Raw genomic sequence first — 22255 nt, 5'->3', positions numbered from 1 at the left:
TCCAGCTCCACGCCCAGTTCCCCGGCGCCCTGAATCACCTCGTCGCGGTTGACCCCGGCGGCGAAGGCCCGGTTCTTAAACCTCTTCTTGAGGCTGCTCAGCTCGACTTGTTTCACGTCACGGTCAGGACGCACCAGCGCGGCGGCCTGCACCAGCCCGGTGAGTTCGTCCACGGCGAAGAGGGTTTTGGCCAGGCGGGTTTCACGCGGCACATTGCTGTAGCTGGCGTGGCCCAGAATGGCGCTCAGCACGTCTTCAGGCAAGTCCGTGTGCTCCCGCAGGTACTCCACGCCCCAGAACGGATGGGTCTCCGGGCGCGATTCGTAATCGAAGTCGTGGAGCAGGCCGGTCACGGCGTAGGTATTCTCGTCCTCAAAGTACTGGCGGGCGTAGAAGCGCATGGCGGCCTCCACGTTCAGCATGTGCCGCTGCAAGGATTCGGAGGGCGTGAACTGCACCATCAGGGCGTAGGCGTCGTCGCGCTGCATGGCGTGAGGATAGCGTGTCGGGGACGGTATTCTGGACGAATGACTCTGCTTCCCGCTTCCCCCAGCCCACACGCCCTGGGCTTCACCATGCCTCCGGAATGGGCGCCCCACGCCGCCACCTGGATGGGCTGGCCCCAGGGGGATGACCTCTGGTTCGGCAAGTTGCGGGCCGTGCGCGACGAGTTCACCGCCCTGGTCCGCACCATCGCCCGCTTCGAGCCGGTGCAGTTGCTGCTGCCTGACGAGGAGAGCGAGCATGACGCCCGGCTGCGGCTAGGCGGCTCGGACGTGACCTTCCACCGCCGCGCCATCGACGACGTGTGGCTGCGCGACAGCGGCCCTATTTTTGTTACGCGGGGCCAGCAACTGTCTCTGATCGACTGGCGCTTCAACGCCTGGGGTGGCAAATTCGAATTCGAGCATGACAACGGCGTGCCCGGCCACGTGGCCGACGTTCTGGGCCTGCACTACTGGCAGCGCCCGGAGGTCTTCGAGGGCGGCGCCCTGGAAGTCGGCGGGGCGGGCGTGGCCCTGACCACCCGCTCCTGCCTGCTGAGCCCTGGCCGCAACCCTGAGCTGAGTGAAGCGGATTATGCCGCGCTGCTCCGTGACAATCTGGGCCTGAATAAACTCCTCTGGCTCGGCGGCGGCCTGGAGAACGACCACACCGACGGCCATATCGACACCATCACCCGCTTTGCCTGTGAACACACCATCGTCACCAGCACCGAGGCCGACCCCGCCGACGCGAATCACGCCGTCATGGAGCGCAACCGCAAGGCGCTGAGCGAGATGCGAGGCGCCCAGGGCCGAAGCTTCACCGTGGTCAGTCTGCCGCTGCCCGCCGCCCGCCTGGAGGGCGCCGAGGGAAGATTACCGCCGACCTACGCCAACTTCTACATCGGCAACGGCTTCGTGGTCGTGCCGCAGTATGGCGACGCCAACGACAAGCAGGCGCTGGACATCCTGCGTCCGCTGTTTCCGGGCCGCGAGGTCATCGGCCTGAGCAGCCGAGCGCTGATCGAGGGCGGCGGCTCGTTTCACTGCGTCACCCAGCAGCAGCCGGTGGGGGCGCCGTGGAAGGGGGAGTGAGCGCAGAACCTTGCCCGAAGGTGAGCCGAACGAACCTGCGCTGACGCCCCCGCGCTAGCCTGAGCGGCATGACTGCTCCAGCCAGCACCCCATCCCAGACCGTCAACCTCGCCGTGGTGCAGATGCACATGACCGAGCAGCTCGAAGGCAACCTGCGCCGCGCCGAGGCCCATGTCCGGTCTGCCGCCGCCGCCGGAGCCCAGATCATCCTGCTGCCGGAACTGTTCGAGAACCTGTACTTCTGCCAGCTCGAACGTGAGGAATACTTCGCGCTGGCGCACCCAGTCGAGCATCACCCGTTTCTGGGAAGATTTCAGAATCTGGCCCGTGAACTCGGCGTGGTGCTGCCGGTCAGCTTTTTCGAGCGTGCCGGACAGGCGCACTACAACTCGCTCGCCACCATCGACGCCGACGGCAGTATGAAAGGCACCTACCGCAAGTCGCACATCCCCGACGGCCCCGGCTACGAGGAAAAGTACTACTTCACGCCCGGCGACAGCGGCTTCAAGGTCTGGGCGACGCGCTTCGGGCGCGTGGGCGTGGGCATCTGCTGGGACCAGTGGTTCCCCGAAACGGCGCGGGCGATGATGCTCATGGGCGCCGACTTCCTGCTGTACCCCACCGCCATCGGCTCCGAGCCGGAGGGCGTCCAGAGCCCCAACTCGCATCAGATGTGGCAGCGGGCCATGCAGGGCCACGCGGTGAGCAACAGCAGCTTTGTCGGCGCCGCCAACCGCGTCGGGACCGAGGTGGTCGGCGGCCTGAGCCAGACGTATTACGGCCACAGCTTTATCGCCGACTTCGCGGGCGAGATCGTGGCCGAGCTGGACGAGGGGCAGGAGGGCGAGCTGCATCACCGGCTCGACCTCTCGGCGGCGCGGCAGTTCCGGGCCGGGATGGGCTTTTTCAGGGACCGCCGCCCGGAGCACTACGGCGCCCTGCTGACCCTCGACGGCCAGACCGGGGTGTCCTCCAGAAGCCGGTAAACCCTCACCTGCTGCTCACTCTGGGACACTGTGTTGCGGACAACCGACCTGACAGAGTGGAGTGACAATCTCCGCATTAAGCTGCCCCCATGTCACGCCTGCCCGACCTCCGATTTCTGAGTGTGCGTCAGAAAGCTCAAGGTCTGGTGCTGCTGTTTTCCCTCTCGCTGCTGGGCGTGCTCATTCCGCTGCTGGGCGGCCAGTTGCTGCGCTGGGCCGACGTTCAGGAGACCATCGCCTTCGGCGACCAGACCCAGGCCGTCCTCGGCGACCTCAAGCGCCAGCAGCAGTCGCTCGGTTTTTCTGCCGAAGACTGGGCGGCCTGGGGAGAGGCGCAGCAGTTCGTGCTGGGGCGCAGTCCCCAGTTTCTTGAGCGCAACGCCGCCCCATCGGCCATGCATCGCCTGAACGTCAATCTGATCGTGTACAGCACGCTCGAAGGCCAGCTCAGGGGCGTGCGCTGGCAGACCGCCGCCGCCCGGCAAGCACAGGTGCCCGACTTCTGGCCACAGGCGGTGGCCTCGCTGCACCTGGAGCGCCTGAAGGCCGGGCAGAGCCTTGACGCGGCGGTGAATGTGTTGTCTGGGCAGGGGCCGTCCGGCCTGCTGCTGATCGCGGTGCGGCCCGTGACCGACGACGACGGCCAGGGGCGCTCAGGTCGCCTGATTATGGGCCGCCTGACCCGGCTGGTCACGCCCCGGAGCAGCGACTTTCACGCCGAGCTGACTGCGGCGCAGGGCAGCGAGCGACTGGGGATTTTCAACAGCAGCAACGCGCTGATCGGGGGCCACGTGCTGGTGGCGCAGCTTCCCGCGTCGCCGCTGCTGCTCGACGTTCACGCGCCGCGCAGGCTGCACCTTCAGGCGCTGTGGCTGGTCATCGGGCTGGCGGGCGTGGTGATGGTCACGGTGCTGCTGTACGCCTGGGGCGGGCTGCACCTGTTTGACCGGCTGCTGCTCGGACGGCTGCGGCGCCTTCAGCACTCGGTCAATACCATCGAGGCTCAGAGCAGCGTCTCGCCGATCACCATCCAGGGCCACGACGAACTCGACACCCTGGCGCTGGCCTTCAACGGCATGCTGGAGCGCCTGGGCGCCGCCCACGCCGAGGGGGTGGCCCGCCAGAGCGTGCTGCGGCAGGTCGCCGAGGCCCAGCCGCTGAGCGCTGTCGGGGCGCAGGTGCTGTCGCTGCTCGAACTTCAGCTCGGCGGCTGGGTCAGCCTGGAGCTGGGCCTGGGCGGCAAACGATTGCAGTTCGAGTCGCAACAGCACGCCGCGCCGCTCAACGTGCGGGAGGTGCCCCTGAGCGGCGCGGGCGGCGAATCCTACGGCCTGATCCGGGTGGGCCGCGCCGCGCCACCGGAAGCCGTGGTCAACAGCGCCGAGCTGCTGGTCATGGCCGCCCAGCAACACGAGCTGCGCGACCAGTTGCGCGACCGGGCGCTGCTCGACCCGCTGACCGGCCTGCTGGGTTCCTGGGGCCTGAATCAGCGCCTGGAGGCCGACATGCAGCGTGGACCGCTGGCGGCCTTGCAGCTCAACCTCGACCGCTTCAAGCGCCTCAACGACACGGTGGGCACGGCGGCGGGCGACGAACTGCTCAGGCTGCTGGCCGAGCGCATTCAGGTCAGTTTGAGTGGCGAGATGTACGCCGGGCGGCTGTACGGCGACAAGTTTCTGGTGGTCTTGCCGGGCGTGGTCGGCGCCGAGCAGGCCAGAGGCGCGGCCCAGGCGCTGCTGGCCTGCCTGAGCGGGCCGGTGCAACTGAGCGGCTACCGGCTTCAGGTCTCGGCGCGGATCGGGCTGTCATTGTGGCCGGAGCAGGCCAGCAGCGTGTCGGAGCTGCTGCGTTTCACCGACCTGGCCATGCCGCAGCCCGACGACCAGGTGCGCATCGGCGTGTTCACCCCCGAACTGCGCGAGCGTGTCAGCGAGCAGCTCCAGCTCGAAACCGATCTGCGCCTGGCGCTGGAGCAGGTGCTCAGCCCTGACCCCGGTGAGCCGGGCACGGGTCTGGCGGGCACGGGGCTGCACGGTGCTGGTCAGTACGGTGCTGGTCTGCACGGTGCTGGTCAGTACGAGACTGGCCTGCATCTGGCCTATCAGCCGCAGATCGATCTGGACAGTGGGCTGGTGGTGGGGGTCGAGGCGCTGGCCCGCTGGGCTCACCCGCAGCTCGGCGCCGTCGCGCCTGACCGCTTCATCGCCCTGGCCGAGGAGAGCGGTCTGATGCTGAGCCTGGGCGAGTGGGTGCTGCGCCGGGCCTGCACCCAGCTCGCGCAGTGGCACGCGGAGGGCCTGAGACTGCGCATGGCCGTCAATGTTTCGGCGCAGCAATTTACCACCGGCGAGCTGCCCGCCCAGGTGGCCAGCGCCCTGAGGGCCGCCAAGCTGAGTCCGGAATACCTGACCCTGGAGGTCACCGAGTCGCTGCTGATGCCCGGCGACACCCACGCCCACCGGCAACTGCACGCCCTAGCGGCCCAGGGCGTCAAGCTGGCCATCGACGATTTCGGCACCGGCTACTCGTCGCTGAGTTACCTCAGCCGGATGCCGATTCATGTCCTCAAAATCGACCGCTCCTTCGTGCGCGATCTGGGCGGCAGCCAGGGCCTGAGCGCCCTGACCCATACACTGGTGAATCTGGGCCAGCAACTCGGCCTGGTGGTGGTGGCCGAGGGCATCGAAACGCCGCAGCAAGCCGAGCTGCTGCGCGAGTGGAGCTGCCCGCTGGGCCAGGGCTTTTTGTACGCGCAAGCACTCAGCCCCCGTGCCCTGGAAGACCATTGCCGTCTCCAGGGCGCCGCCGCGCCGGGCGGCGAGTTGCCGCTGCCGGGACCGCCGCTGTACTGATACCCGCTGCACGGATACCCGCTGCACTGATACCTATTGTACCGAGGCCCACGAGACTCATCTCAACCTGACCGCCAGCACCAACCTGACCGCCAGCACACAGTGTCCTGACCAGCCTGGGCCGGGCAGCCGCTAGACTGAGGGCGCCATGATTGCCCGCCGCGCCGCCCCGTTTATGTTCTTGCCGCTGCTGACCCTACTGACGCTGAGCGGCTGTGCGCCGCTGCTGACGGGTGGGCCGGGTGCTGGTGGGCCGGGTGCTGGCGGGCCGACACCAGCGCCCAGCGGCACCCGGCCCGACTTCCCGGTAAGCTCGGCGTCGCCTGCGCTGTTCGGATCGGAGTTTTATAACACTGATGCCGACCGATCTGGTGCCCGCGTTCCCGGCAGCCCCGACGTGCTGATCTTCGGCATCTCCGGACGCTGCGGCCCGCCCTGCCAGGCGCCGCAGGACGACTGGGACTACCTCAGCGAGCGCGGCACCCTGGACGCCATCGCCGGGGTATTTGCGGCGCGTGGCCTCAAGGTCGAGGTGCGTGGCTACGCCGAGCGCCTCGCCCGCACCTTCCAGTCGCGCCGCTCGGCCCTGCCCCAGCGCGGCGTACTCGATCTCATCAGCGACTACGGGCGCCTGACCTCGGCCTGGACGGTGGGCCGCCCGGCTGGCACCCGCGTCATTCTGGTGGGCCACTCGCACGGCTCGGTGTGGGGGCATTACCTGAGCGCCCTGTATCCACGGGTGCCGGTAGCGGCCCTGATCGACCTCGACACCAACTGCGTGGCCTGGAGCGCCGATCACGGCTCCGAGGTCCGGGCTGAACTCCGCGCCGCCGTCAGGGAAGGTGCCGGGCAGGCGGGTGGGGTGCAGACAGGCGCCGGGCAGATTGGTGCTGGGCAGACAGGCGCCGGGCAACCCGCCTTGCCCGAACTCAGCGCCTGGAAAACCGACCCGCTGCGCTCGCCGCTGCGGGCCTGCGGCAAGGTGTCGGTCCGCGACTGGCTGAGCGGGGATGGGCTGAGCGGGGATGGGCTGGCCGAAGGTAAGCTGAACACGGCGGCGCAAGTCAACCTCAAAGACCTGGTGCTGCCCAACGTGGCGCTGAACCTGGAAGTCCAGAGCAAACGCTGGCCCGCCCGGCCCATTCCAGCGGCGCTGGCCGGGCCGGGCAGCTACCACGGTGGCCTGTACGTCAACTACCTGTTCGACCTGACCCCCAACAGGCGCCCCGGTGGCAGCCGCACCGACATCGCCACCTTCATCTCGGTGCGCGAGGACCACAGCGCCGTGTCGTATCCGGGCAGCACCGCCCTGAGCTGGGTCAAGGACCAACTGGGCCTGCTGGACTGGTTGCCGCCGCTGCAAGCCGCCAAACCCTAGCGCAGTACTCCGAATTACGCCACGGGGAAAACAGCCTCCCCGCGCCTCCATTCTGCGCCTTGCTCAGTCAACACTACTCGCTCCGCGCGGTCATAAAAAGGGTCTTTTTATGACATCTGCTCTAGCGCTCACCGTGCGGCCTGCTCAAGCTGCTGCGTTCGGCGCGGCGGCGGCAGCAGCTCGCGGGTGTCCAGTACGGCGTCTGGAATGCCGCGCAGGGCCTCGTGCAAAACCTCCAGCCCGGCTCCCGGCCTGTGCGCCTGCTCGCTGATGGTGCGCTTCCAGTGCCGCGCCCCGCTGTGGCCCGCGAACAGCCCCAGCACGGGCCGCAGCAGCCGACTCAGGTAGACGCCCTGGGCGAGTTGCGTTTCTATGTACGGGATGAAGGCTGCGATGACCTCGCGGCGGCTGGGCGGCAAGCGGTCCTCGCCGAACATCTGCCAGTCCACGGCGGCCAGCAGGTACGGATTCTGGTACGCCGCCCGGCCCAGCATGGCGCCGTCGGCCCAGCTCAGCGCTCGTTGGGCGTCCTCAAGGGTTTGAAGACCACCGTTCAAGACGATGTTCAGGGCCGGAAAGTCGGCCTTGAGCTGCTGCACCACGTCGTATCGTAGCGGCGGAATCTCCCGGTTCTCTTTGGGCGACAGTCCGCTCAGCCAGGCTTTGCGGGCGTGGACGATGAAGGTGTCGCAGCCCGCCTCCGCCACCATGGAGACGAACTTCACCAGATGCTCGTAGCTGTCGAGGTCGTCGATGCCGATGCGGTGTTTGACCGTCACGGGAATGCTGACCGCCCCGCGCATGGCCGCGACGCCGCGTGCCACCACGTCGGGCGTGGCCATCAGGCAGGCGCCGAAAGCCCCGCTCTGCACCCGCTCGGACGGGCAGCCGCAGTTGAGATTGATTTCGTCGTAGCCCCACGCCTCGCCCAGCCGCGCCGACTGCTCAAGCGCTGCCGCGTCGCTGCCGCCGAGTTGCAGCGCGACGGGATGCTCGATGTTCGAAAAGTCCAGATGCCGCGCCTGATCGCCGTTGAGCAGCGCCCCGGTGGTGATCATCTCGGTGTACAGCAGCGCGCGAGTGCTCAGGCTGCGGTGAAAGGCCCGGCAGTGGCGGTCGGTCCAGTCGAGCATGGGCGCCACGCTGAAGCGGTGGGGGCTGAAGCGGGCTGGGCTGAAGGTGTGAGAGGGGAGAGCTTGGGTCATCTCAGCCACCCAGTGTAGAGCTTTGCAGCGATTGGGAAAGCAGAGCAGCGTTCGTTTGAGGATGAAGGCCCGCTCAACGCCGTGCCCCGGCCAGTCCACATGCTGCTCACCGAATATCAGGACATGAACGAACACGAACTTTTGTCTGCCATGCGCGAGCAGTTCCCCAACATGCTTACCCAGGTCGCGGACGGCGATTCGTTTTTCTTCGTGCCGGGCGAAGCCGAACTCATGTTTCCCTTCGCCACCCTGATTCGCCACGACGACGCCTATGAGGTGTTCTCACAGCTCAATCGCCCCGGCGTGTACCGGCTGAATATGGGGGTGGGGAAAGCCAGGCTGCGGGCACTGGTAGCCGAGTCCGGCCATCACGATTTCACCGCCCTGGACACGTTGATGCCGCATCCGACGTATGGCCCGGCGGGCTGGCTCTGCATCCTGAATCCCGGTGCGGGGACGTTCGAGACGCTGCGGACGCTGCTGGCAACGGCGTATGGGCGATCAGAGCAGCGGGCGGGGAGGCGAGCGACCATCGATACCCCCGATTCTTGACGCTTAGACCTGTCACTGCCCCGGTAATGACACTCAGAATCTGCGCCGCGAAACCCGAAACGGATCACAATAAAGCAAATGTCATCCGAACCCCGCCCTGCCCGTGAGACGGCTCAAGACGCTGAGGCTTCAGCAGAAAACCCACTCTCTACCCTGTGCCCGGACGAGGCGCGGGTGCTTCAGGCGGTGCAGTTGCGGGCACCTGCCCTGCGCGAGACGGACCGCCCGGTGTTGACCGACCTGCTGCGCCGGGGCCTGATCCTGACCTGGGTGCTGGACCGCCAGGCGGCGCTGGGCGTGCAGTACTGCCTGACCCCCCAAGGCCGCCACAAACTCCGCGTCTGGACAGTCCACCAGCGGCTCAACGTGGCCCCACAGCCGCCCAGGCCGGGGCGCCGAAGCTTTGCCTCACTGCCGCTCGCCGAGGCTCCGGCGCGGCTCGACTGGAGAGCGCCTGTGCTGGCCGCCGCGACGGTCCCCGCGCTCATCGGTGTCGTGTCTTCGGTGCCGCCGGAAGTCGGCCTGATGCTGTTTACCGGGCTGCTCCTGGCCGGGCTGTGGTTCACCTGGCAGCGCCGCCACAACGGCGGGCAACGTTCGTTTCAGCCCAGACTTTCACAGCCCGGATTTTCACAGCACAGACTTCCAGCGGCAGCGCACCAGCCGGTGGCCCAACCGGTGACTGGGCAGCGGCCCACCGCCCTTCCCGTACTCTTCACCGACCTCCTCACTCAGATCGACAGCATCGAACTCGCCAAAGAGGACATCAGTTCAGCGTATGGCTACGCGCTGAGGCACCTGCCGGAGAAGGCCCACGAGGCAGTGCAGACCTTCTTGCACATCCCACACAATACCCAGGCCCACGCCGAGGCCCGTCAGGAAGTCGAGGCGCAACTGAGGCTGATTCTCGCCCGGCTGACCCAGGCCCGCGAGGAGCAGGCCCAGGCCGAGCTGGACCGCCTCAGAGAACTCCGGGCGCTGATCGAGGTGTAGTTATTCGCGGCCCAGCACCGTCAACAACCGGCACAGCAGCGCGAAGGCCAGCACGGACAGCGCCACCAACGCGCTCCCCGGTTGCGAGGCCCACAAGCTGGCCACCAGAATGGCGACCCCCACCGCGCTGCCGATTCGCAACTCCACGCTGCTCTTGCCCACGAAGCGCTCCAGCACGGCGCTCAGGCTCAGCACCGCCAGGGGCAGCGTCAGCGCCAGCAGGCCCAGCGCCCCGGCCAGGGCCAGCGGTTTGTGCAGCACCAGCACCCCGACCAGCACCAGCACAGCGCTGACGGCGCCCCCGACCAGGCTGCCCGGCAGCACCCGCCCCAGCCAGGCAGCCCGCCCAGAGACCGGCCAGGACCGGATCGCCGCCGGTCCCAGCAGCCGCGTGAACGGCTCGGCGGCGATGCTCAGCCCTCCGGCCAGTAGCTGCGCCGAGAGGTGCGTGGTCAGCGACAGGAGGGTGAGAACGGTGCTGAGCGCCACAACGCCCCAGATCAGCCCGCCCGGCGCGGCGCGCAGTTGCAGGCTGGTGCGCCACATCAATGCGCCCGCCGCGCCCCAGCTCGCCGGAAAGGGCCGCAGGGTCGGGCGGGTGGGCCGCCCCTGCTCCATGCGCAGCGGGACGCGGGCCATCTTGTACTTGCGGCGCAGCCTGTGCAGCCACAGCGTTCCGGCGTGTTGAGCCAGCCGGGCGGGCGGCGAATCGAGCCCTCTCCACATCAGTGCCCCGCTGAGAGCCAGCACTGCGGCCACCGCCGCGCCCAGCACCGGCCCCCCGAACCAGCCCAGCGCCGGTAAGGTGGAGAGCGCCCAGATGGGCAGCATGGTGCGCGGGGTCTGCCGGGCGACGTAATTCAGCCAGCCCAGCGTAAAGCGGCTGAGCATCAGCGCCGGAAGCAGCAGCGTCAGCCACGGCCCCTGCCAGAAGATCAGCAGCAGCAAGCCAAGGGTAATCGCCGCGCCCACGCCCGGCAGCACGGCCCGCAGCAGCGGCCAGATGAGCACCGGACGGGTCGGCTGCGGGGTAATCAGCAGCGCCAGGTTGCGGCTGTCCAGCCCCAGCGGCGGCCAGCGGCCCAGGCTGCCCGACAGCAGGAAGGCGGCGGCCAGGAGTGAGAGCAGCGGCAGCGGCAGCACCAGTGGCCCCGCCAGCAAGGGTGAGAGCTCCTGGCGCACCCCGATCAGCACCACCACCCCGAACACGGCGCTGTAGACGGCCAGCACCACCGTACCGGAGCGGCGCATCCAGTCGAGCCAGTTGAAGAACCCGCGCCCCAGCGTCAGCAGCCACAGGTAGCGCAGCGCCCCCGGAACGCCCCCGGTTCGCGCCGCCTGCTCCGGCCCGCTCACTCGCTCGGCCCCCGTCAGCGGCTCGTCCCCTGGAGCTGCAACACGGACACCTGACGCACGGCCCTGAGCCCGGTCAGCTCGTCGCCGTGGGTGGTCAGCACCGCGCTTCTCCCCTCGGCGGCGAGCTGCGACAGTCCGTCGCGCAGCACCTGCCGCGAATCGGTGTCGAGCGTGCCGAACGGCTCGTCGAGCAGGGTCAGTGGCCGCTTGAGCCCCAGCGCGATGCCCAGCCCGACTTTCTGGCGTGTGCCGCGTGAGAGTTCGGCGGGAAACTGATCGAAGCGCTCCGCCAGATTGAAGGCGGCCAGGGCGGCGTGCAGATCGTCCAGCGGGGCGCCGTAGGCCAGGGCGGCGAACTGGGCGTGCTCGGCGATGCTCAGGTCGTCGTAGAGTTCGGCCTCGTCGGGCACGAAGGCGAACGCGGCGCGTCCTGGCACGGTGCGGGGGCCGAAACCGAGCAGCTTAATTTCGCCGCTGCTGGCGTTCAGGCCGCAGAGCGTGCGCAGCAGCGTGGTCTTGCCTGCGCCGTTGCTGCCGACCAGGTGCAGCAGTTCGCCGGGTTTAACGGTCAGGTCGATGTCGTGCAGCACCCGCACGGCGCCGAGGGTGACGGAGAGGTTGTGGACGCTCAGCATCCGCCGAGTATGGCAGGTCGGGGCGGGGGACACAGGTCCGGGGAGCCACCGACCTGCCGCTTCACACGCGAGAGGTCAGCAGTTCAATTCCGTCAGGGCTTGGGCAAAGAGGGACGCCCCCTGCTGACGAAGCATATCTCTCAGTTCTGCGCTAGTCACGGGTGGATTCCGGTAGCGGGCCTGCTGAGCTTCAAGTGCCTGAGCAAGTTGAGATGGATGCGTTTGCATCAGCGTACACAGTAGTTCGTCGGGGTGGATGGCCCGAATTGAATACTTCGCCAGAATCGTTGCCGGGAAATCTCGAAGATTTTGCGTCACGACCAATTCAACCTGACCGTGAATGGCAGCGGCCAGCACGTGCCGGTCATCCGGGTCCGGCAATTCCAGGTGCTGGATCAACGGCCCGTAGCCGCTAAGGTTGGCGCCGTCCAGAGCGCGGTTCATCAGATAGCGGGTCCGGCGCAGTTTGGTTTCACCAAGATCGGGGCGGTGGGAGAGTAGATTGCGCGTCCATTCGTCCTGAATCTGGTCGGTCCAGTGAATGTCGATGACGCCCAGCACACCCAGATCCATGAACAGGCTGCGGAGCGCGGCGGGATAGAGCACGTTGGCGTCCAGCAGCACCCGTAGCGTCACAGCATGCCGAGTTCCTGATCCAGATCGGCCAATTCCTGCAATGCCTGCTGCCGCTCTTGCCCACGCTGCTCGCGGAATACCAGTACGTCCGCCAGGCGCACTCGGCGGTGAGTGCCAACCTTCCAGTACGCCAACTTGCCTGCGTCGAGCAGCTTGTTCAGGTGTGGGCGCGAGACACCCAGTAGGTCGGCGGCAGTCTGCGAGCTGAGTTCGCGGTCCACCGGAATCACCTGGACGGCGCGTCCCTGTGCGACCTCATCCAGAATGTTCTCCACCAGGGCTGCCACGCCCGCAGGCAGATCAACCAGCCGGAATCCTGCTGCTTCCCGCTGGAGCCGTGCTAACGCTTCCTTGGCCTGAAGGCGTTCAGCGTCGGTGGGCAGGTGAAGGTGCGCGGTCATCCATAGACGATAGCACAAACGAAATATGCGAAACGCACTCAGCTACTCCACTCAATGCCCGTCTACTCAATGCCCGTCAATGCCAGCAAAAAACCCCGCCCGAAGACGAGGTTTTCTGTGCTCATGAATACTTCTGGTGGGCGGTATAGGACTTGAACCTACGACCTCTCGCGTGTGAAGCGAATGCTCTACCACTGAGCTAACCGCCCGCTGCACTGCACAACTCTGGTGGGCCCTGCCGGATTTGAACCGGCAACCAATCGGTTATGAGCCGACTGCTCTGACCGTTGAGCTAAGAGCCCCCGTCAGCCGAGCGAGAGGAATGATACCCTCTGCCCGTGGGGTTGTCAAACAAACCGCAGCGGGCCGGGGCGTGTGCCTGACCCGCCCTGCACTATATCCGCTGCCGGTGCAAAAACTGTCCGCTGCCCCGCTCGGCGATCAGGCGGCCCTCGTCCACCACCACCCTGCCCCGGATGATCGTCGTGACCGGCATACCCACCACCTGCATGCCTTCGTAGAGGCTGTAGTCGATGGCGCTGTGGTTCGTCTCGGCGCGGATGGTGTGCGCTCTGTCCAGATCCCACAGCACCAGATCGGCATCGAAGCCGGGGGCAATACTGCCCTTGACACCCTCCAGGCCGAAGCTGCGGGCCGGGTTGGTGGCGGTCAGGGCCACGAAGCGCTCCAGGTCGAATTTGCCGCCGCGCACGCCCGCCTGGTGCAGCACCATCAGGCGCTCCTCGATGCCGGGCACGCCGTTGGGAATCAGGGTGAAGTTGCCTACGCCCAGCGATTTTTGCGTATCAAAGCGAAAGGGGCAATGGTCGGTGCTGATGACGCTCAGGCTGCCGTCCCTGACCGCCGCCCACAGCGCCGCCTGGTCCTCAATCTCGCGGGGCGGCGGGCTACAGACCCATTTGGCGCCCTCGAAGCCGGGCCGGTCCAGATCGTGTTTGGTGAAGAAAAAATACTGGGTGCAGGTTTCGGCCAGAATCCGGGCGCCTCTGGCCTGGGCCTCGCGCACCCGCACCAGCGCCGGGCGGCAGCTCAGGTGGACGATGTAGAGCGGGGCGCCGAGCACCTCAGCCAGCGCGATGGCGCGTCCGGTGGCCTCGGCTTCGAGTTCGGGCGGGCGGGTCAGGGCGTGGTACTTGGGCGCGAGTTCGCCGCGTGCCACGGCCTGCGCCATCAGCACCTCGATGGCGTCCCCGTTCTCGGCGTGCACCAGCGTCAGGATTCCGGCGTCACGGGCGCGTTCCAGGCAGCGAAACATCGCCATGTCGTCGATCTGGAGCGTGTCCTTGTAGGCCAGAAACAGCTTGATGGACGTGACGCCCTGCTCCGGCAGCGTACTGATCTCGTCGAGGGTGTCCGGCCCAGGATCGGTCACGGCGACGTGAAAGCCGTAGTCGATGACCGCCTGGCCCCGCGCCCTGCCGTGCCAGGTGTCCAGCGCCGCCCGGAGCGTGGAGCCTTTGGATTGAATGCAGAAGTCGATGTGCGAGGTCGTGCCGCCCATCGCCGCCGCGACCTGGCCGGTGTAGTAATCGTCGCAGGTGACGGTACCCATCGAGGGCATGGAAAGGTGGGTATGCACGTCGATACCGCCCGGCAGGACGTGTTTGCCGCTGGCGTCGATAACGGTGTCACCGCTCTCGGCCAGCTCCCGCCCCAGCGCCGTGATCTTGCCGTCGTCCACGCGCACGTCGGCCTGAAAGCGGCCCGCCGCCGTGACGACGGTGCCGCCGCTGACGATCAGGCTCATCTGGAGGTGTCCATGTCCGCTCCTGGCGTGCCGAAGGAAAGAAGGATGGCGCCTTGAGCGCAGTGATGAGCCGAACCTACGTCCCAGCGCCACTCAATCACGACAGGATGCCGTTCCATTCAGTTCACAGCCCGAAGGCTTCGAGCCCTTGGGTCAGCCGGTCCACTTCCTCCAGCGTGTTGTAGTGCGCCATCGACACGCGCACGACGCCCTCGGTCTGGTCCAATCCCAATGTCTGAATCAGGCGGTAGGCGTAGAAGTGACCGTAGCGCACCGCGACGTGCTGGCCGTCCAGGAACTTTGGAATGTCCGAGGACGCCACGCCGTCGATGACGAAGCTGATGGTGTCCACCCGTTTGAGCGGGTCCGCCGAGTCGTGCCCGATGATCCGCACGCGGGGTTTGGTCTTGAGGTAGTCCAGAAACCGGCCTGCCAGTGCCGATTCGTGCGCGGCGAAGGCGTCGAAGACGGCGGCCACCGAGTCCACGCCGAGCCGCTCCTGAAGGGCGTCCATGTACCCGGTCACGCCGCTCAGGCTGGAGGTCAGCTCGTAATTCACATTACCGGGCTGGAGCTTGTACGGCACGGCGTCCGGCGGCAGGAAAAAGTGGTTGATGCTGGGCAGTTTGATCAGCCGCTCCAGCTTGCCGAACAGCAGCGAGATGTGCGGGCCGTAGACCTTGTACCAGCTAAACAGGTAGAAATCCACGTCCCAGGCTTGTACGTCAATCCGTCGGTGCGGCGCGTAGGCCACGCCGTCCACGAAGACCTTGGCGCCGCGCTCATGCACGAATTTGGTGATCTCCGGCACGGGGTTGATGGTGCCCAGCACGTTCGAGACGTGGGTGAAGCAGACCAGTCGGGTGTTAGCCGTCATCAGCTCGCCCAGTGTCTCCAGGTCGAGTTCCAGCGTCTGGGTATTAATCGGCCAGATTTTGGTGATGATCCCCCGTGACTCCAGCCGCGTCCAGGCGCCGATATTCGCCTCGTGGTCGGTGTCGGTGACGATGATCTCGTCGCCTGGTTCAAAGAATTCACCTATCGACGCGGCCAGGTTGGCGACCAGTTGGGTGGCACTCGAACCCAGGATGACCTCGCGGGGGTCCGCCGCATTGATGAAGCGGGCGGCGGCCTGCACGCCCTCAGCGACGCGCTGCCCGGCCTGCTGCGACGTGGCGTAGCTGGCGCCGAGCTGCACGCTGGTATTGAGCATGTACTCGCTGACCTTTTCGGCCACGCCGCGCAGCACCTGCGAGCCGCCCGCGTTGTCGAAGAAGGCCCAGGGACTCTGGAGCGCCGGAAACTGCGAGCGGATGAAGTCGAGATGCGGTTCTAAGGGTGAGACTTGCGGGGTGGAGATCGGCAGTGTGGTCACTTGGCAATCCTTTGGGTGGGGAGTGGATAAATCGCGGTCCAATCAGATTAAAGAGCCTGAATGCCGGTCAGATGTGAGTTGGAGAGCGGTCCCTCAGCGCCCCGCCCTTCTTTTCGCCCGGTTCTCGAAGCGGCTCACCAGCCGCACCAGCGGAAACAGCAGCGCGACATAAATGATGGCCGCGCCGATCAGCGGTGTCGGATTGGCGGCCAGCGCCTGCCGCGAGGTCGCCTGCTGAAGCAGTTCCGGCAGGGCCACCACCGAGGCTGTGGCGGTGTCCTTCATGATCGACACCGCGTTGCCGGTCAGCGGCGGCACCACGATTCGCAGCGCCTGGGGCAAGATCACCGACCGCATCACGTCCCAGCTTCTCAGGCCCAGTGAGCGGGCCGCCTCGAACTGGCCGGGGGGAATCGCCTCGATGCCGGAGCGCACGATCTCGGCCACATACGCCGAGGCGATCAGCCCGATGGCCAGCACGGCGGAGGTGAAGGCGGGCAGCAGCACCTTGACGAACGGCAGCGCGTAGTAGATCAGCACCATGAACACCAGCAGCGGCATCGACCTCAGTACGTCGATGTAGACGCGCACCAGACCGCGCAGCCAGCCGGGACCGTAGAGTCCCAGCAGCGCCACCGCTGCGCCCAGCAGCGTGCCCACCAGGGCGCTGACCACCCCCAGTTCCAGCGTGATGAGCAGACCCCGCAGCAGCGCAGGAAACGCCTCGACCAGAATCTTGAGATTGAAGAAGGTGTCGATCAGCTTCATGCGCTCGGCCCGAAATCAGTGAGGCTCAATTACTTCGGCATCGGCAAGACGGTGGCCGTCGAGGTGGTCTTCTCAGGCAACACGCCGAACCATTTCTGGTGCAGCTTGGCGAGGTAGCCGCTCTTTTTCAGTTCGCCCAACTGGGTGTTGAACTGGGCGGCCAGCGGGCTATCCTTGGCGAACATGATGCTGTACTGCTCGCCGGTTTTCAGGCGCTGCGCGACCTTTACGCCGCCCGTGACCTTGGCGTAGTACTGGAGCGCGGGAATGTCCGAGATGTAGCCGTCGATGCGCCCGCTCTTGAGGTCGAGCATGGCCGGGTTCAGGCCGGTGTACTCGCGGATGGTGTAGCCGTAGCGGGCCTGGTGGGTTGTCGCCCACATCGCGCCGGTCGAGCCGGTATCCACGCCCACCGTCTTGCCTTTCAAGGCCGCCGTGCTGCGCAGCGCAGAGTCCGCCACCACCGTCAGCGACTGGTCGGAGTCGTAGTACGGCTGGGCAAAGGAGACGGTTTCCAGGCGCTTTTTAGTGATGGTGATGCTGGAGATCGCCATGTCGATGCGCCCCGACTGCACCGCCGCGAACAACCCGTTGAACGGCGTGTTGACCACGTTGATCTTCTTGCCCAAGTTCTTGGCGATTTCACCGACCAGCTCGATCTCGAAGCCCACGTTGGCGCCGCTGGCATCCTGGAATTCCCAGGGCACGTTGCCGATGTTGGCGCCCACGTTGAGCGTGTCCTGAGCCTGAGCCTGGGCACCGAGCAGGAGGGAGAGCACCAGCACACCACTGACTGCCATTTTCACTTGTTTCATCGTCGAGCCTCCTGAGAATGCCGCTGTGAAATCACCAGATACCGTAAAGATGCAAAAAGACGTGGCGAGTATAAAGAAAAACACCCTGACCCTTCAGTCAGGAGTCTTCTCGTCCACTCGGAGTAGTTTAAGGTCGAATGAAGCCAGTGTCTACTAGAACACTTTGGTCAGGCGGCTCAGACGGAGGTAAAGGAGGCTTCATCAAGTCTACATCTATGAAGATCAGGCGCTTTACCTTCATTTCTGACGAAGTGCCTGAGCGGTCGAAGGGGCGTTCCTTTGAATGCACCCCACATTCCAGAGGTCAAGAACAACGCCGAACCGGTGACGGTCCAGCGGCGAGGGCTCATCTCAAGCTGACGTGCGGCAGGTCCAGCCGCTCAGCTCCGCGTCTGGTAGCGCTCCAGCAGCTCGGTCTTCAGCTCAGCAAACTGCACGCCCTTGCGCTCTTTGTGGCCTTCGGGGGTGCGTTCGCGCACGGAGACGGCCCGCTCCTCCTGCTCCTTGTCGCCAACGATCAGCATCACCGGGATCTTGCTCAGCTCGGCCTGGCGGACCTTGGCGTTCATGCGGCTACTGGAATCGTCCACCTCGGCGCGCAGCCCGGCTCGGTGCAACTCGGCCTGGAGTTCTTCGGCGTAGGCATTGTGCCGGTCGGCAATCGGAATCAGCACGACTTGGCGCGGCGCCAGCCACAGCGGGAAGTCGCCGCCGTAGTGCTCGATGAGGATGCCCACGAAGCGTTCCAGCGAGCCGAAGGGGGCACGGTGGATCATCACCGGGCGGTGATCGGCTCCGTCCTCGCCGACGTAGCTGATGTCGAAGCGCTCCGGCAGGTTGTAATCCACCTGGATGGTGCCGAGCTGCCACTCGCGCCCGATCACGTCCTTGATGACGAAATCCAGCTTGGGACCGTAGAACGCCGCGTCGCCCGGTTCGACGGTAAAGGGTAAGCCGACCTCGCCCACCGCCTCGATGATCTGCGCCTCGGCGGCGTCCCAGTTGGCGTCGCTGCCGACGTATTTGTCTTTGCTGGCGTCACGCACTCCCACCCGGAAGCGCACGTCGGTCATGCCGAAAGTGCCCAGCACCAGCACGGTCAGGTCGAGCACCGCCAGAAACTCGGTCTTGAGCTGGTCGGGGCGGCAAAAAATGTGGGCGTCGTCCTGGGTGAAGCCGCGCACCCGCGTCAGGCCGTTCAGTTCGCCGGACTGCTCGTAGCGGTAGACCGTCCCGAATTCGGCCAGGCGCACGGGGAGGTCGCGGTAGCTGCGCGGCTTGCTGGCGTAAATGCGGACGTGGTGCGGGCAGTTCATCGGCTTGAGCATGTACTGCTCGTCGTCCACGGTAATCGGGCTGAAGTTTGAGTCGCTGTAGTTCTGGTAGTGCCCGGAGGTCTTGTACAGCTCCAGGTTGCCGATATTCGGCGTGATGACACCCTGGTAGTAACGCTGGAACTGCTGCTCGCGCAGGAAACGGGTCAGCTCCTCGCGCAGCACCGTGCCGTTGGGCAGCCACAGCGGCAGGCCCTTGCCGACCAGCGGATCGATGGTGAACAGCTCCAGCTCCTTGCCGAGGCGGCGGTGGTCGCGGCGTTTGGCCTCCTCCAGCCGCTCCAGATACTCGTCGAGCTCTTTCTGGCCAGCGAAGGCCACGCCGTAGACGCGCTGCAAGGTGGGGTTGCTGGCGTCGCCGCGCCAGTACGCGCTGGACGTGCTCATCAGCTTGAAGGCACTCGGCAGCGCCCCCGTGCGCGGAAAGTGCGGTCCCCGGCAGAGGTCCACGTAGTCGCCCTGGCTGTAGAAGGTGATCGGCTCGGCGTCGGGCAGCGCCGCAATCAGCTCGACCTTGTACGGATCGTAGCTGAACTGCGCCAGCGCTCTGTCCTTGCCCACTTCGGCACGGGTGATGTCGAGGTTGCGGCTCAGAATATCCCGCATGAGCGCCTCGATGGCCGGAAACTCCTCCTCGCTGAGCGGCTGCGGCAGATCAAAATCCTGGTAAAAACCGTTCTCGATGGCTGGCCCCACCCCGCGTTTGACCGCCTCGTGGGCAAAGCCCCTGGCCACGTAGTATTCGCCCACCGCCTGCGACAGCACATGCCCCAGCGAGTGCCGGAACAGCGGGGCGGCGTCCCCTGGGTTCTTCTTGGTAATCAGGGTGATGGCGGCGCCGCCTGGTAGCGGCGTCATCAGGTCGGTGAGTTCGCCGCCTACGGTGGCGGCCAGGGCGTCCTGGGCCAGACGCGGGCCGATCATTTTGGCGGCGTCGAGGGCGGTGGCGCCTTCGGGCAAATCGAGTCGTTTACCGTCGGGTAGAAAAACGTGCATGGGAACTCCTTGATGGTGTGTTGGCATGGGTGGGCCTGGTCTGGACAGCACAGCGCCTGAGAGCAGTGAAAGCTCTCAGGCGCGCGTAGTTCGTGTGACCGACCCGGCAGACATTCGTAATAAGCGTGCGCCGCGCCTCATCAGGCCGCAAAGCTGGACCTGGTGAATGGGGGCAGGCTTCATGCTGTCAGTCTAGCGGCTGGCTCAGGGAGGGGCAAGGCAGACTCTATTTTCCGGGCACCACCAGCTCCGGCAGTGCCACCGATTGACCGGCCTCGTCCTGCACGGCCAGGCGGTATTTGCCTGGCAGCAGCAGCAAAGTCACCCGGCCCGGCCTGAGCGACCTGATCGGCAGCACGACCTGATCGGCGGGAATGGCGGTTGGTCTTTCCTGGGCGTAAAACGCCTGAAGCAGCTTGCGGCCCTGGCCTGCGGTGGCTGGAATCTGGACCGTCACAGCCTTGCGCCCCGCACCATACAGCCAGGAGGGCCGTCCGGCGATCAGTGTGGCGTCGGGGTGAAACACCTGGATGTCGCGCTCCTGAAACGGTGAGACGCGGTGAGGCTCCCCCTGGGCGTCTGTCAGCACCGAAACCGTCTGGGGCCGCTTGAGGCGCAGCACTGCTGCCCGCAGCGCCGGGTTGCTGGACGGCCCGGCAATTTGCATCCCCTCGGTCTGGTCCACCGTCAGCGGGTCGATGCCGGTCAGCTCGCGCAGCCGCAGGGCCATCCATTTCGTCGTCTCGCCGCCGCTGCTCTGGGCCGATTCCAGGTTGTGACTGTAGCCGACGCAAATGAACACCCGCGCCGAGGGGTCTTTCTTGAACAGCCGTTCGTTGAGGTTGTTGGCCTGCTGGGTCTCGCGGTCGTTGATCTGATCGGCGCCGCTGCCGCCCTGCTTGAAGGTCTCGGCCTCGTACGGCACCAGGGTATACCCGGCCTTCACAGCGCTGCGGACCAGCTCCCCGAACACCGGCTCGTTGGTGTAGTAGCCGCTGGCGTGGGTCGGATAGCCGAGTGCCTGGGTTGTGGCGATGTCTGGGTTGAAGGTTTCGGCGGCGAAGTAGGTGAAGCCCTCCTGGCGCAGCGCCAGGGCCACTCGCCGGGCGAACTCGCGGCTCTGCGGCAGATGATGGACCTCGTTGAGAATAACCACCTGCTGGCCCCTGGCCGCCTGCAAGGTGGCCTGCACGGCGCTTTTCAGGCCACTCTCACTGATCGCCTGCTCCTCGTCCGGGCCAGTGCCGTTGCCTGGTGGCCCGAAGTCGAAACTCTGCCGGGCGGCAGCGTCTAGCCCAACGAACGACTGGTAGAGGCCGAGCGTCTGCCGGGGATAATCCTGGAGGGCGGGGAAGGCGGCCAAGGCTTTGACGGCGCCCTCCATCAGCGTTACGGCGCGCAGATATTCCCCCTGATTCACAGCCTGGTCAGCCGCCTGAATGGTTTGCTCCTGTTGCTGCTGAAGTTGATCGGGCGTGGGCTTTACGGTGGCGCTTGGGCCGCTGCCCCCGGCCAGGGCGGAGGTGCAGAGCAGCAGGCTTGTCAGGATCAGGCGTCGCATGGCTCAGTGTACGAAGGCGAGGCAGGCTCTGTTGATGGTGCTGGATTTCGACATCATGTGTGAGAAAATCACGCTAACATTAACGTCAGGCCGTTATGCCTCGCCCACACCGCACTGCCCCAGTTCGCCCTGTGCCCGCGTTTCCGGACGCCTGGGGCGAGTTGCGCCGCCGCGCCTACCTGCAAACGGCGCCGGTTGCGGTGCTGGCCTGTCTGTGCGGCGTGGCGACGCAGTGGCCCCGCGTCAATCCGCTCGACGCCGTGATGCTCAGCGTACTGGTCCTGACCATCCTGGGGTTCGGGTTGGGACTGGGGCAGCGCAAACTGAGCGTGGACGCAGCGCTGGGCAGCGTCTACCTGGTAGCGGCGTTTTACCTGCTGATCAAGTTGCATCAGCACTACGTCACGACTGTGGGGGCCGTCGGGCGGCTGGACGAGGTTGTGTTCTGGTTTCCGGCGCTGTTTTGTGTAGCCTACCTCGCTTGGGATCTGGGCCGGGCGACGTTCATGGCGGGGCTTACTTACGCGGGGCTGGTCATGATCACACTGGTGAATGTGCCGCACCTGATGAGCGGCGATCAGTGGCCGTCGCCCTTGCAGGGCATCCTGATTCAGTTTTGCTTATCGCAGGGCGCGGTGGTCGCGCTGCTCTACGGCTTCGCCTTTCTCAAACACCGCTACACCCAGATGCAGGCGCTGGCCCATACCGACGCCCTGACCGGGCTACCCAACCGCCGCTACGTCGAGGATCAGGCGCTGCTGTACACGGAGCCGCTGGCGCTGCTGATCTTCGATGTCGACCACTTCAAGGCCGTCAACGACCGGCACGGCCACCAGGTCGGTGACGGTGTGTTGCGCGAACTGGCCCGGCTGGCCTGCGCCGAGTTGCAGGAGTTGCAAAGCCCCGGTTTTCAGTTTCACGGCCTGCACCACAGCGCCCTGCTGACCCGCTGGGGCGGCGAGGAATTCGTGCTGCTGCTGCCCGGCGGCGACGAGGTGCGGGCCCTCGCGCTGGCCGAGCGGCTGCGCTCCGCCTTCGAGCGCCACGACTGGAGCGCCGTGGGC

Annotated in this window: 19 protein-coding genes and 2 tRNA genes; 7 read left to right on the top strand and 14 right to left on the bottom strand. The window is 66.2% G+C overall.

The genetic code is table 11. The annotated features are described in order from the left end of the window. A partial coding sequence (locus Q0R23_RS06000) for an HD domain-containing protein (RefSeq protein ID WP_293911459.1) occupies positions 1 to 488 on the bottom strand: 488 nt, incomplete at its 3' end. Positions 489 to 527: 39 nt separating this feature from the next. On the opposite strand from Q0R23_RS06000, the gene Q0R23_RS05995 reads away from it, so the two are divergent. The 4 genes from Q0R23_RS05995 to Q0R23_RS05980 all read left to right on the top strand — a co-directional run bounded on the left by Q0R23_RS05995 (position 528) and on the right by Q0R23_RS05980 (position 6796). Continuing rightward, positions 528 to 1580, top strand: coding sequence for an agmatine deiminase family protein (locus Q0R23_RS05995; protein WP_293911457.1), 1053 nt, complete (start codon positions 528 to 530; stop codon positions 1578 to 1580). A gap of 68 nt (positions 1581 to 1648) precedes the next feature. Further along, positions 1649 to 2566 (top strand): N-carbamoylputrescine amidase, encoded by a 918-nt coding sequence (aguB, locus tag Q0R23_RS05990; protein ID WP_293911454.1) that lies wholly within the window; start codon positions 1649 to 1651, stop codon positions 2564 to 2566. Positions 2567 to 2655: 89 nt separating this feature from the next. Next, complete coding sequence (locus tag Q0R23_RS05985) at positions 2656 to 5418, top strand: EAL domain-containing protein (RefSeq protein WP_293911450.1); 2763 nt, start codon at positions 2656 to 2658, stop codon at positions 5416 to 5418. A 148-nt stretch (positions 5419 to 5566) separates the two neighbouring features. Then, complete coding sequence (locus Q0R23_RS05980; RefSeq protein ID WP_293911447.1) at positions 5567 to 6796, top strand: hypothetical protein; 1230 nt, start codon at positions 5567 to 5569, stop codon at positions 6794 to 6796. 128 nt (positions 6797 to 6924) lie between these two features. Here the strand turns inward: Q0R23_RS05980 and dusA are convergent, their stop codons facing one another. Then, positions 6925 to 8001 carry a tRNA dihydrouridine(20/20a) synthase DusA gene (dusA, locus tag Q0R23_RS05975; protein ID WP_293911445.1) on the bottom strand — a complete coding sequence of 359 codons (1077 nt, stop codon included), beginning with the start codon at positions 7999 to 8001 and terminating at the stop codon, positions 6925 to 6927. Between the two features lie 99 nt (positions 8002 to 8100). On the opposite strand from dusA, the gene Q0R23_RS05970 reads away from it, so the two are divergent. Beyond that, positions 8101 to 8553: a DUF6194 family protein gene (locus tag Q0R23_RS05970; RefSeq protein WP_293911443.1), complete on the top strand. Its 453-nt coding sequence runs from the start codon at positions 8101 to 8103 to the stop codon at positions 8551 to 8553. Between the two features lie 78 nt (positions 8554 to 8631). Next, complete coding sequence (locus Q0R23_RS05965; protein WP_293911440.1) at positions 8632 to 9546, top strand: hypothetical protein; 915 nt, start codon at positions 8632 to 8634, stop codon at positions 9544 to 9546. On the opposite strand, the gene Q0R23_RS05960 is transcribed toward Q0R23_RS05965, so the two are convergent. The 12 genes from Q0R23_RS05960 to Q0R23_RS05905 form a co-directional block, all read right to left on the bottom strand. Then, entirely contained in the window at positions 9547 to 10902 is a 1356-nt protein-coding gene (locus tag Q0R23_RS05960; protein ID WP_293911438.1) for a hypothetical protein, read from the bottom strand. It abuts the gene before it with no gap. Between the two features lie 14 nt (positions 10903 to 10916). Beyond that, on the bottom strand, positions 10917 to 11537 hold the full coding sequence (locus tag Q0R23_RS05955; RefSeq protein ID WP_293911436.1) for an ABC transporter ATP-binding protein: 621 nt from the start codon (positions 11535 to 11537) through the stop codon (positions 10917 to 10919). A 75-nt stretch (positions 11538 to 11612) separates the two neighbouring features. Next, entirely contained in the window at positions 11613 to 12161 is a 549-nt protein-coding gene (locus Q0R23_RS05950; protein WP_293911434.1) for a PIN domain-containing protein, read from the bottom strand. Positions 12162 to 12169: 8 nt separating this feature from the next. Then, positions 12170 to 12574, bottom strand: coding sequence for an excisionase family DNA-binding protein (locus Q0R23_RS05945; protein WP_293911432.1), 405 nt, complete (start codon positions 12572 to 12574; stop codon positions 12170 to 12172). Between the two features lie 134 nt (positions 12575 to 12708). Beyond that, positions 12709 to 12783: transfer RNA gene (locus tag Q0R23_RS05940), tRNA-Val, on the bottom strand. A 17-nt stretch (positions 12784 to 12800) separates the two neighbouring features. Beyond that, positions 12801 to 12876, bottom strand: a tRNA-Ile gene (locus tag Q0R23_RS05935). Between the two features lie 92 nt (positions 12877 to 12968). Then, on the bottom strand, positions 12969 to 14342 hold the full coding sequence (gene hydA, locus Q0R23_RS05930) for a dihydropyrimidinase (protein ID WP_293911430.1): 1374 nt from the start codon (positions 14340 to 14342) through the stop codon (positions 12969 to 12971). Between the two features lie 124 nt (positions 14343 to 14466). Further along, positions 14467 to 15717: a cysteine desulfurase-like protein gene (locus Q0R23_RS05925; RefSeq protein ID WP_293911428.1), complete on the bottom strand. Its 1251-nt coding sequence runs from the start codon at positions 15715 to 15717 to the stop codon at positions 14467 to 14469. 93 nt (positions 15718 to 15810) lie between these two features. Beyond that, positions 15811 to 16485: an amino acid ABC transporter permease gene (locus Q0R23_RS05920; RefSeq protein ID WP_293911426.1), complete on the bottom strand. Its 675-nt coding sequence runs from the start codon at positions 16483 to 16485 to the stop codon at positions 15811 to 15813. Positions 16486 to 16514: 29 nt separating this feature from the next. Beyond that, complete coding sequence (locus Q0R23_RS05915; RefSeq protein ID WP_293911423.1) at positions 16515 to 17300, bottom strand: transporter substrate-binding domain-containing protein; 786 nt, start codon at positions 17298 to 17300, stop codon at positions 16515 to 16517. Positions 17301 to 17680: 380 nt separating this feature from the next. Next, the gene (thrS, locus tag Q0R23_RS05910) at positions 17681 to 19630 is read right to left on the bottom strand and encodes a threonine--tRNA ligase (protein WP_293911420.1); all 1950 of its coding nucleotides are present in this window, start codon (positions 19628 to 19630) and stop codon (positions 17681 to 17683) included. A gap of 226 nt (positions 19631 to 19856) precedes the next feature. Further along, entirely contained in the window at positions 19857 to 21191 is a 1335-nt protein-coding gene (locus Q0R23_RS05905; protein WP_293911417.1) for a hypothetical protein, read from the bottom strand. A gap of 131 nt (positions 21192 to 21322) precedes the next feature. Between Q0R23_RS05905 and Q0R23_RS05900 the strand changes: the two genes are divergently transcribed. Beyond that, a partial coding sequence (locus Q0R23_RS05900) for a GGDEF domain-containing protein (protein WP_293911413.1) occupies positions 21323 to 22255 on the top strand: 933 nt, incomplete at its 3' end.

The organism is Deinococcus sp., from assembly GCF_025362455.1.
Classification (GTDB): domain Bacteria; phylum Deinococcota; class Deinococci; order Deinococcales; family Deinococcaceae; genus Deinococcus.
The sequence above is the reverse complement of the archived record's forward strand: the minus strand, read 5'-3'. Positions and strand labels throughout refer to the sequence as shown.